Source organism: Mycobacterium sp. NGS62, assembly GCF_059812285.1.
In genome coordinates this window covers 1-10,305 of sequence record NZ_JCALCK010000028.1, presented here as the reverse complement: position 1 = coordinate 10,305, position 10,305 = coordinate 1, and the positions used below count along the sequence as shown (strand labels likewise).

Sequence of the window (10,305 nt, the reverse complement as noted above, 5' to 3'; positions counted from 1 at the left end):
TAGATAGGCACAAGAACGCGCCGCACCCGAAGGTCATCAAGGCGAGGGAGCCGCGATCGCTCAAAGTGTGGGCCGAAAGTTGTTGCGGCGCTGCGCCTGACACGATGGGCTCGACGCTGACGACAACACCTCGGCAATGTGAAGTGCCATGTCGGCGGCCTCCGTTCACCGGCCGCTTACGTCGACAAAGCCCTCAAGGCGCCGTTGAAGCTAGACGGCGCGATCGCTAACCGCTCGCTGGGCGCCATCGGCATCGAAGAGTTCCTTGGACCAGTATGCGAGGACCTCGGTGCTGTCCCAGTCGTCGGGGTGGAACCCGGGGCGATTGTCGGACCGGAAGCGTTGCCGCGCGGCAACGGCTGAACAACGAGGACCGACGCAGGTTACCCAGGCTGCGCACCAGATGCAGCGGATTGTAGGCGGCACGGTCGCTCGCCAGAGACCGCGACGTCTGGATGATCACCTCGGTGAAGAAGATCAGCGAGGCAATCCTCATCGCGCGGACTCTAGTGCGGCTCGGTTCCACCGACCGCTCGAAAGACATCGAATGCGACAGCTTTGTGCTCGGACTCTTCGAAAGCATGCCAGAGCAGAATTGGACGAACTTCGTTGTCGCCGATCAGCTTCTGGGCGTCCTCACTGGTCAAGATGATCTCGGGGAGCGTGGCCGTGTAATGCTCGAAAGCGGCAGTGACGGCGAGGCGCATCTTCTCTGAGAATCGCTTCTCAAGCACGTTGATCAAGTGCGTAATGTGGCGCTCGATCCGATCGGTCGGGTAGCCCATCTCGGCGGTGGCGTTTTGACCGGATGTCCACGGTGGCCCAGCCGCGGTCGGGGCGTCTGCAGGTGTCCTTCCGGCCGATCGCCCGTCACTACTCGGTCGGCATCGACCTATGTCCGGCCTATCACCCTTGGCGCAAAGGCGGGGTAGAAAAGGCCGCCGCGGTGATCGCCCAACGCTGGTGGCGCACCCTGGCCGACGAGGTGACCCAGAACCAAGGCCCAGGCCGCGCTCGACCGGCTGTGCGTGCGCCTGGATGACCGCAAACGGGTCCACGACGGCATCACCACCACGGTGGGAGCGCTCGCCGACGCCGAAGGATTACGCTCGGTGCCGGCCCAATACCCAGCGGTGCTGGAAGTGGGGCGCACGGTCAGCAACCAGCCGCGGATTTCGTTTCGCGGCAACAGCCGGGATCGGTGCCGGCCCGCTCAAGTTCCAGCTGCAACGCGACTGGGTCGTTGACCTTGGGCGTCAAGGGGTTTGAGTATCGGCGGATGAAAAACGACGTGCGTGACGCCGCTGATCTGGCCGATCTGTTGCGGATGGGTCGATTGCCCGAGGCGTGGGTCGCCCCACCGCAGACCCGTGAGTTGCGGGAGCTGGTGCGCTACCGCGCCAAGCTCGTGGCGATCCGATCCGGACTCAAAGCCCAGGTCCATGCTGTGTTGGCCAAAGCCGGGGTGTTGATCGCGGTGTCGGACTTGTTCGGCGTCGGTGGCCGGCAACGGCTGGCCAAGGTGCCACTGGGTGCCGCCTACGCCGAGCGGGTGCGCTCACTGCTGGAACTCATCGATGTCCTCGATGCCCACGAGGCGCGGTTCGCCGAGATCATCGCCAAACGGCTCAAGGCTCACCGCGGCTGCCAGGCCATCCAGCAAATACCGGGCGTCGGTCCGGTGCTGGCGGCGCTGTTCGTCGCCGCACTTGTGCTCCTGGGCCGGACTGACCCCGCGCCACGCGAATCCGACACCGTCGTGCACCGCGGGCACATCACCAAGCAGGGCTCCAAACTGGTCCGCTGGGCGGCCATCGAGGCGATACAGCGTCACCAACCACGGCGAAGATCGCCGCCGACAAGGACCGTGTCGAAGCTCGCCGCGGCAAGAACATCGCCAAGGTTGCCGCGGCACGCAAACTGCTCACGCTGGTCCACTACGGGCTGCGCGACGGACACATCCGCGCCCTCGACCACACCAGGGCGGTGTGAGCAGTCTGGCCGCAACCCGCGCGCGGTCGTTCTCATGTCTGACCCCCCATCGGCCGGGGTCGCCATCTATGCATCAGCCCGGGTCCGGCATCAAGACCGTTCGTCCTCGCTACGCTGCGGGCGCTGCGTCTTGACCCCGGCCCTTACCCGATGCCGCCCACATGGAGGCCGAAAGCCAGCAAAAGCACTGGTCGACAACCAGTTGACAGGGCCCCACCTTCAGGGATGACACGAGGCAACAGGGTAGGGGTTCGTAGGCCGTGGAAAAGAGCCGGAACAGCTGCCGGAACAGCTGTTGTGTCTCGGTGTCATCGAGAGGCGACGCCAAGTTCATTGCTGTGGCTTCAGCGGCGCCTCCAGGCGCGGCGGGTCGTCGCCTCCCGAGTCCGGCACCCTTCGACGGCTACAAGAGTCACCTCAGGGTAGACCCCGACGACGAGTTGATCACAAGCGTGGCCTGACGGCGGCCAATACCGCCGACCGCGAAGTCATCGATGCGCTGTCGAGTTCGCCGCTTCCCGGCGCGGAGAAACCGACCACATGAAAATGCAGCGCGACCATCGGCCGACTTGTCGCCGCCATGATCCCCGCGCTCACCCGTCAGTCGAGTCGGACACTACATTGTCCGATCGGCAGCATCAACAGACCCGACCGGAACCCGCAACCCCTGAACTGGAGCCCATCTCAACGTGAGGCAAGCGGTCCAATCGAAGTCATAGGCGGTGGAGGCGCGTGCCCCCAGTTTGTTACCGGTTAGGAACCTTTGTCAAGATGGGGATATGCGCGCGAAGGCAAGGATCTGGGGTGGCCGTACCGCGGCCGAACGCCGCGCCGAGCGCCGGAAGTGTCTCATCGTGGCAGCGATCGATATCTGGAGTGAAAGCGGCTGGGCCGCAGTCACGATGCGCGGTGTATGTTCTCGGACGTCGCTGAACGATCGTTACTTTTATGAAGAATTCGGCGACCGGGACGGATTGCTGGTCGCCGCATGGGACAGCGTCCGCGACGACATGCTCGGAGAGATCGAAAACGTCTTTGCCACCCACGCGGATCGGCCGCCACTGGACGCCGTTCGCGCAGCAATTCTCATGGTCGTAGAGCGCATCACACAGGACCCCGGGCGCGCGCAGATCTTGTTAACGCACCATGCCGGCAGTTCGCCCCTTCAAGAACGGCGGATCGCAGCACTGCAACAGGCGACCGAACTTCTCCTACTCGCTGCCCAGCCGCACCTCAAGCCCGATACCGACCAGACCGCTGTGCGAATGGACGCACTAGTCGCCGTGGGTGGATTCGTCGAACTCATCAGCGCATGGCAGGCAGGACTGCTCGAGGTTGACGCACAACAAATCGTCGATCACACGAGCCGACTGGCAGCAACGCTGTCCGAGCGATATCTTCGTCAAGAGACCAGTGGCGTAGCGCCATCGAGCGACGCGACGGCGTCGTCATCACGGCGATGCTGACCAGTGCCCTTGGCCGCCTCTGTTGAAGACGTTGCCGAAAAGCGGTTCTCCGCGCAGCGGTCATCATGCCGATGATGGGGGCGCGACCAACCGATAATCCATTTTGATGATTAGGACCCGACTTTTATCAAACTAGTGTTATTGTCGCGGTGGATTTCGGCTAGTGCTTGGGCGAGTTCGTCGGGGATGGGGTCGGCGGCGGTGAGTGTCTGCGGTCCGACTTGGATGGTGATGGTGCGGTAGCGGCGTGCTGTTCGGACGAATTGCTTGATGCTCCAACCGGTTCGGTGCTCGATACAGTGTGTGACGGCCATGGCGGCGAACACGATCGTGAGGTGTGCGTCGATCGACTCCCGTTTGTGGTGGTAGATCGGGCGAGCGGCCAGGTCGTGCTTGGACATCCGGAAGGCTTTCTCGATGCGCCACAAGCGGTGGTAGGCGCCGATCACGAATTCCGGCGTCTGGCCGGTCAGGTTAGTGGTGTAGCCCTTCCAGCCGGCCAGGGCGCGGGCCTTGGCCTCCAGTTCCCGGTCGATAGCCTTGGTTTCGCCGGTCAAGGTGACGAACCGATTGCGTTTGACCGGGGTCTTCCCGTCGATGGCTTTCTGGGCTTTGGCGATCTGCTCATCGATACCGCGCAGCGTGCGCCGCGCCCGGTCGGCCCGGTACTGGTAATGGATCACCCGGTCGGGGATCCCGCGGGTTTTCTCGCGGCTGGTTGCTGGCCACGGCTGAGTCAGGATCAAATCATCCGGGATCGCCTCGTCGGGATGTTTGTCGCGCCATTCCCGAACGACATCGGGCAGGAACGGTCGGGTGGCCGGGGGGAATCGCACCCCCCGGCTCCCACAGATCCGTACGTGAACCTCTCGGTTCATACGGCTCTTGTCACCTTGATCACCAGACGGCGGGGACAGTGGTCGTCCATTGCCAGTGGGCGAACAACCGCGGGTAGTTGGTAGTGACCCGCGACCACGCTGGCTGGAATGCCCGGCGGCCCCTGTACCGGCGGTATTTCGTGCGGACCCAGCGCATCAGGTAGGCGTTGATGCGCGTCAGGAGGGGATACAGCGCCGACCGGTAGAAGGCGCCGTAGTAGTTCATCCAGCCCCGCACAATCGGGTTGATCATGCGGGCCAGATCGACGAAAGTCGACCCGTGGCGGCGGTGCAGTCGCCAGGACCGCACCTCACGCCCGGTCTTTGTCCAGGCGTCCGTGCTCATTGCGGGCAGAAACGAGAGGAACTTGTTCCCGTTTTTGTCCCGCACTTTACGCGGCCGGAAGGTGAAACCCAAAAACGTAAACGACGTATGCGGATAATCGCCGCGTCGTTTGCCGTCTTTGCAGTACACGATCCGGGTCTTATCGGGATGCAGCCGCAACCCGACGTCGACCATCCTGTCTTGCAGCGCGGCCAACACTTGGCGGGCCTGGCGCTCGCTGATGCAGTGCACCACCGCGTCATCGACGTAGCGTTCAAACCGCACGGTTGGGAACTCCCGAGCCATCCACATGTCGAACGCATAGTGCAAGAACAGGTTTGCCAGCACGGGCGAGACCGGCGACCCTTGCGGGGTGCCCCGCTCTCGCTGCTGCAAGGTGCCACCGGGCAGTGCCACCGGGGCTTGCAGCCACCGGCGCACATAGAGCACCACCCACGGCAGATCGGTGTGGGCTTCCACCGCTTTGAGCATGCGATCCCAGGACACGCTGTCGAAAAACTTTTGGATGTCCAAATCGATCACCCAGTCGGTTTTCCAGCAGCGCTGCCGGCACACGCCGACGGCGTCTAACGCCGAGCGGCCCGGCCGGTAGCCATAGGAGTCGTCATGAAAGATCGCCTCGACCTTTCCCATCAACTCTTCGGCCACCACCGTTTGCGCCACCCGGTCGGCCACCGTGGGCAGCCCCAGCATCCTGGTTCCACCGCCATGCGGTTTGGGTATCTCCACCGCCCGCACCGCAGGCGGAAAATAGGAGCCCGACGACATCCGGTTCCAGACCTTGTACAGGTTGTTCTGCAGGTCGGCCTCGAACCCCTCGATCGTCACCCCATCCACACCTGCGGCGCCCTTGTTCGCCTTGACCTTCTGCCAGGCCTCCTGAACCGCCCACTTCGAAATCTCGAACGGCTTGCCCGGCGACTTCAACTCGCTCATACGACTCCTCCCGAACCCCAACAGGTTTCGGTTGATCGAATCAACACAGTCACAGATGACCCGGCCCCTTCGCTTCACCCCCATTACAGGAGCTTCACCACTACTACGAGCCGGTCCGCCAGCCGGATCCGCGACGGTACTCACACCCGCGCTACCACGGGCTACTCCCTCTCACCTGCCCAAAACCCGAACAGGACATGTCGAATCCGGCCTTCTCCTGTTTCATGCAAAAGCCGCAGACCGGGCTCGCGTCGCCTCCATGCCGGACACCACCTGGCCAATCAGCGGGCACCCGCCAGACTCATCCCGGGACCGTATCCACACCCCGGTTTCGATGTCACCTAACGTGTTTCGACACGTCCACAGCGATTCGCTTACGCTCGCCTTCCCGATCCCCACCTGACACGTCCCGTGCCTTTTCCACATCGCTCACCACGATCGCGTCACCACTTTCGCAGCATGTGGCGGTTTGAAGCCTCCCCCCGCAGGGCGACTCCGAAGGGCCAACAATCCTTCATCTCCTGCACAACACCGCTTCATCGAGCTCTACCTACATTGAGCCCCCTCCACGTTCAGGACACACGGACACGCACGCCCAGGATGTAAGTTAATCCGGCTGCGGTGATGTCGATTTGGTTGGCCTCAGAAATCATCCCGGCGTCGGCAACTACGGTGATGTCAGTGAGTTGGTGGGCTTTCTTGAACGCCTTGATCACCGGCAGCATCGTGGCCGTCTCGGCCTTGTTTCCCTCGAACGCCTGCACCGTCAACGGGAACCCCGATGCGTCGGTGAGTAGCCCGACGGTGATCTGCGGTTCAAGGCGGCGTTCTTTGGAATTATGCCGACGTCGGCATAACTCCAATTACGCCGAGGTTGCGGTTATGCCGAGGTCATGCTGCCTGGGGTGGTGTTCGTGCTGCTCGGTGGGCTGGGCGGGAGTAGCCCGCGCGGCATAACCGGCTTGCGGCGGGCGGTGGTGTGTCTTTCTGGTGGGGCTCTGGTTGGCCTATCAGGAGGAGGAACACATGAACCCGGTATGCACCATCGAGGCCCGCGAGGGCACGGCGCCGGTGAGCGATCTGCTCGTCGAGTTCGGAGGGTGGCTGGATCGGCAACGTGGTTTGGCGCCGATCACCATCGACAACTACTGCTGGAATGTGAAGCAGTTCCTCGCGGCGTTGCCCCAGCCCACGCAGATGTCGGCGAGTCTTCTGGACGCTGGGACCATCACTGCGTTCATGGTCGAGTACTGCCGAGACCGCAATACGAACTCGGCGAAGTCGATGGCGAGGTCGGTGCGTTCGTTCCTGCGGTTCGCGCACGCGACGGGTCGAACATCGGCCCAGCTGTGGGGCGCGGTTCCGGTGGCGGCGGGCTGGCATTTGGCGTCGCTGCCGAAGTCGGTGCCGGCCGCAGATCTCGAGCGTCTGCTGGCGGTTGCGGCGCGTTGGCGGTTAACGGCCACCGACCGCCGCGACTACGCGATCTTGCTGCTGTTGTCCCGACTCGGGCTTCGGCGAGGCGAGGTCGCAAGTCTCGGCCTAGACGATATCGACTGGCGGGCAGGCGAACTCACCATCGTCGGCAAGGGCGACCGGGCTGAACGCCTGCCTTTGCCGACCGAGCCCGGAGAAGCGATCGCCGCGTGGCTGGTCGAGGGGCGGCCCGAGTGTCAGACGCGGTCGGTGTTTACCACGCTGCGACCGCCTGGTCGGCCGCTGTCGTCGGGAGCGATCGGCCATGTCGTAGCCCGGGCATGCCAAGACGCCGGCCTTGACCGCATCGGTGCGCACCGCCTGCGTCACACGCTGGCTACGGGCATGCTGCGAGCTGGCGCATCGCTGTCGGAGGTGGGGCAGGTGTTACGCCACCGGAGTGCGGGCTCCACCGCGATCTACGCCAAGGTCGATGAGGTTGCCCTGCGACCGCTGGCCCGGCCTTGGCCCGGCACCGCACCCGCTAGCGCCAACGCTGATGATGCTGCTGCCCGGAGCCTGGCTCGGCCGTGGCCGGGGTCTCGATCATGAACACGTTGCGTGAGAACGTCGCCGACTACCTGGCCACGCGCCGGGCGATGGGCTTCAAAGTCGAGGGCCTGAGCAAGTTGCTGCTGAGCTTCGTCGCGTTCTGTGAGGAGCGCGGGGCCACCCGCGTCCGCAATGACCTTGCGGTGCAATGGGCTACTGCGCGGATCAAGGTTCCCGTCAGTGACGCTCTGTTCGCCCGCAGGATGGACGCGGTGCGGATCTTCGGCCGATACCAGCATGCGCTGGACCCGGCCACGCAGGTCCCCGCCGAAGAGACCCGCCCCCGACGATACCGGCCTAAGAAGCCAAACGTGTTCAGCGAAGCTGAGATTGGCGCGCTGCTGGCAGCCGCGGATACCTTGTCGCCGCGGTTCAAAGCGCTGACGTGGACAACGCTGATCGGCCTGCTCGCGGCCACCGGGATGCGCCCCGGCGAGGCGTGCCGCCTGGCCATCAGTGATATCGACTTGACCAACGGTGTGATTCAGGTACTGCAGACGAAGTTCGGCAAGTCCCGGCTGGTGTTCATCCACCCGAGCACTGCCACCGTTTTGGCGGGCTACCTGCAGGCCCGCCGAGAGTGGGTCGGGACCACAGCGCGTGCTTGCCCAACGGTTTTCGTCAACACCCGATGTGGAGCGCTCAACCCAGACGCACTGGGTGTCACCTTCAGGCAGATCGTCGACGCTGCCGGACTGACCACCGCACCCGGGCGCAGACCAGCCCGGCTGCATGATCTGCGGCACACCTTCGCGGTGACCACGATGATCAACTGGTACCGCGACGGCGGAGACGTTCAAGTGCGCCTTCCACTGCTGTCGACCTGGCTCGGTCATGTCGATCCCGCCTCGACCTACTGGTATCTGCACGCCGTGCCCGAACTGCTCACGCTTGCTGCCCGCCGCCTCGACATCCAGACGGGTTCGCTCACCACGGAGTCGGCGTCATGACCATGCCGACCGTAACCTCCCTGCTGCAGGGTTTCTTCACCGAACGACTGGTCCGGCAACTGCAGGCCAGCCCGCAAACGGTCTCTGCCTACCGGGACACCATCAAACTGCTGCTGATCTTCGCCGCCGGTCGGGCGAAAAAGCCCCCGTCACGGCTGACGATCGATGACCTCGATGCCGTGATGATCGGCGCCTTCCTGAGCTATCTCGACACCGAACGACACAACAGCACCGCGACCCGCAATGCTCGCCTGGCCGCCATCCACTCTTTCTATCGCTATGCGCTGCCGCTGATTCCGGACCGAGCCCACACCGCAAGCCAGGTGTTGGCGATTCCGCAACGCCGCCATGACCAGGCGATCGTGTCGTACCTGACCAGCACCGAAACCGACGCCCTGCTCGCGGCGCCGGACCGCACCACCTGGTACGGACGCCGCGACCATGCCCTGCTGCTCACCACCGCTTCGACCGGTCTTCGCATCTCGGAGATAACCGGGCTGGCCATCGGCGACATCACCACCACGACACCTGGGGCCGCCGTGCACACCACAGGCAAAGGCCGAAAGGAACGCACCACGCCGCTGACGAAGCAGACCGCGGCCGTCCTACGCGCATGGCTGCCAGAGGCCGGACCCGCACCCAACGGGCCAGTGTTTCCGACACGCCGGGCAACACCGATGTCGGCCGATGCCGTTCAATGGCTCGTCGCCAAACATGCTGCCGCAGCCGCGATTACCTGTCCGTCGATCGCAGCCAAACACGTCACCCCGCACACTCTGCGGCATACCGCGGCGATGACGCTGCTGCACGCCGGCGTCGACACCTCCGTCATCGCCCTGTGGCTGGGCCACCAAAGCCCGGTCACCACCCACATCTATCTGCATGCCGACATGACCGTCAAAGAACGGGCACTCGCCCGCGTCACCGGGCCGAACACCACCCCCGGCCGCTACCGGCCCGCTGACGACCTCATCAACTTCCTCGAACACCTATGACGACACGACCCCGAGCCGGTTATGCCGCGCGGGCTACTCCCGCCCAGCCCACCGAGCAGCACGAACACCACCCCAGGCAGCATGACCTCGGCATAACCGCAACCTCGGCGTAATTGGAGAAGCCGGGTTCGCGGAACCCGTCGGCGGTGTCGGTCTCAAAGTACAGCGTCGTCACGTCATAGAGCACCAAGGTGGCCGGCCCCAGCTCCGCGCGCGTAGCGCATGCCGCTGAAAGCTGTTGCCGGAATGCATCTTTGGCGTACTCCGGTAACCGACGGTTCAAGGTGGGATAGGACGGGGCGCGCATCCCGGCTTCGCCCAGGACTCGGGCTGAGTCGATCTTGCTGCTTGGTTCGATGATCCGTGCACACACCAACCCGCGGAACACATCATCGGCGACCTTGTCGAACCCGAGCATCTGATAGGCCCGACACAACGCATCCCACAAATGCGCCGCCTTCGACGATGTGATCGGCAACGGCGCTGACCCCGTGCCGGCGGCGATGCCGAGATCCAGCTCAACCTGGCCGGCCGCCATCCGCTGCTCAGCAGCCGCCTTGAGCGCCGCGATCCCGACGTTATCGTGGGCCGAGCCCATATGCTCGATCGATCGTGAACCCCGCCGTGACGACCACACGATCTGCACCGCGGTTGCCCCTGAACTGGTCTTCACCGTGCGGATATAGGCCACCTCGGCACCATACGGACCCCGCC

The 10,305-nt window shown here is 64.1% G+C and carries 7 protein-coding genes and 5 pseudogenes; 7 read left to right on the top strand and 5 right to left on the bottom strand.

Going from position 1 to position 10,305, the window contains the following annotated elements; all coding sequences use genetic code 11:
* Nucleotides 1–210: 210 nt before the first annotated feature.
* A pseudogene (locus tag AC5Y49_RS24150) lies at nucleotides 211–785 on the bottom strand (metal-dependent hydrolase); the annotation flags it as partial.
* 23 nt (nucleotides 786–808) lie between these two features.
* On the opposite strand from AC5Y49_RS24150, the gene AC5Y49_RS24145 reads away from it, so the two are divergent.
* From AC5Y49_RS24145 to AC5Y49_RS24130, 4 genes and pseudogenes are all read left to right on the top strand, one after another.
* Complete coding sequence (locus AC5Y49_RS24145) at nucleotides 809–1,042, top strand: hypothetical protein (RefSeq protein ID WP_499891909.1); 234 nt, start codon at nucleotides 809–811, stop codon at nucleotides 1,040–1,042.
* On the top strand, nucleotides 1,029–1,247 hold the full coding sequence (locus tag AC5Y49_RS24140; RefSeq protein WP_499891908.1) for a hypothetical protein: 219 nt from the start codon (nucleotides 1,029–1,031) through the stop codon (nucleotides 1,245–1,247). Before AC5Y49_RS24145 ends, AC5Y49_RS24140 begins: the two co-directional genes overlap by 14 nt.
* Before the next feature lie 2 nt (nucleotides 1,248–1,249).
* A pseudogene (locus tag AC5Y49_RS24135) lies at nucleotides 1,250–1,992 on the top strand (IS110 family transposase); the annotation flags it as partial.
* A 779-nt stretch (nucleotides 1,993–2,771) separates the two neighbouring features.
* On the top strand, nucleotides 2,772–3,458 hold the full coding sequence (locus tag AC5Y49_RS24130; protein WP_499891907.1) for a TetR/AcrR family transcriptional regulator: 687 nt from the start codon (nucleotides 2,772–2,774) through the stop codon (nucleotides 3,456–3,458).
* Nucleotides 3,459–3,568: 110 nt separating this feature from the next.
* On the opposite strand, the pseudogene AC5Y49_RS24125 reads toward AC5Y49_RS24130, so the two are convergent.
* The 3 genes and pseudogenes from AC5Y49_RS24125 to AC5Y49_RS24115 form a co-directional block, all read right to left on the bottom strand.
* Nucleotides 3,569–4,270, bottom strand: a pseudogene (locus tag AC5Y49_RS24125) (IS1634 family transposase); the annotation flags it as partial.
* A gap of 85 nt (nucleotides 4,271–4,355) precedes the next feature.
* A complete protein-coding gene (gene ltrA, locus AC5Y49_RS24120) occupies nucleotides 4,356–5,618 on the bottom strand; it encodes a group II intron reverse transcriptase/maturase (RefSeq protein WP_499891906.1) in 1,263 nt (420 codons plus the stop codon).
* 584 nt (nucleotides 5,619–6,202) lie between these two features.
* Nucleotides 6,203–6,454 (bottom strand): annotated as a pseudogene (locus AC5Y49_RS24115) (IS1634 family transposase); the annotation flags it as partial.
* A 190-nt stretch (nucleotides 6,455–6,644) separates the two neighbouring features.
* On the opposite strand from AC5Y49_RS24115, the gene AC5Y49_RS24110 reads away from it, so the two are divergent.
* The 3 genes from AC5Y49_RS24110 to AC5Y49_RS24100 are packed head-to-tail and all read left to right on the top strand — an operon-like array spanning nucleotide 6,645 to nucleotide 9,591.
* Entirely contained in the window at nucleotides 6,645–7,646 is a 1,002-nt protein-coding gene (locus AC5Y49_RS24110; protein WP_499891905.1) for a tyrosine-type recombinase/integrase, read from the top strand.
* A complete protein-coding gene (locus tag AC5Y49_RS24105; RefSeq protein WP_499891904.1) occupies nucleotides 7,643–8,596 on the top strand; it encodes a tyrosine-type recombinase/integrase in 954 nt (317 codons plus the stop codon). The genes AC5Y49_RS24110 and AC5Y49_RS24105 overlap by 4 nt, the downstream gene beginning before the upstream one ends.
* Entirely contained in the window at nucleotides 8,593–9,591 is a 999-nt protein-coding gene (locus tag AC5Y49_RS24100) for a tyrosine-type recombinase/integrase (protein ID WP_499891903.1), read from the top strand. Before AC5Y49_RS24105 ends, AC5Y49_RS24100 begins: the two co-directional genes overlap by 4 nt.
* Nucleotides 9,592–9,706: 115 nt before the next feature.
* Here AC5Y49_RS24100 and AC5Y49_RS24095 read toward each other — a convergent pair.
* Nucleotides 9,707–10,282, bottom strand: a pseudogene (locus AC5Y49_RS24095) (IS1634 family transposase); the annotation flags it as partial.
* Nucleotides 10,283–10,305 lie beyond the last annotated feature (23 nt).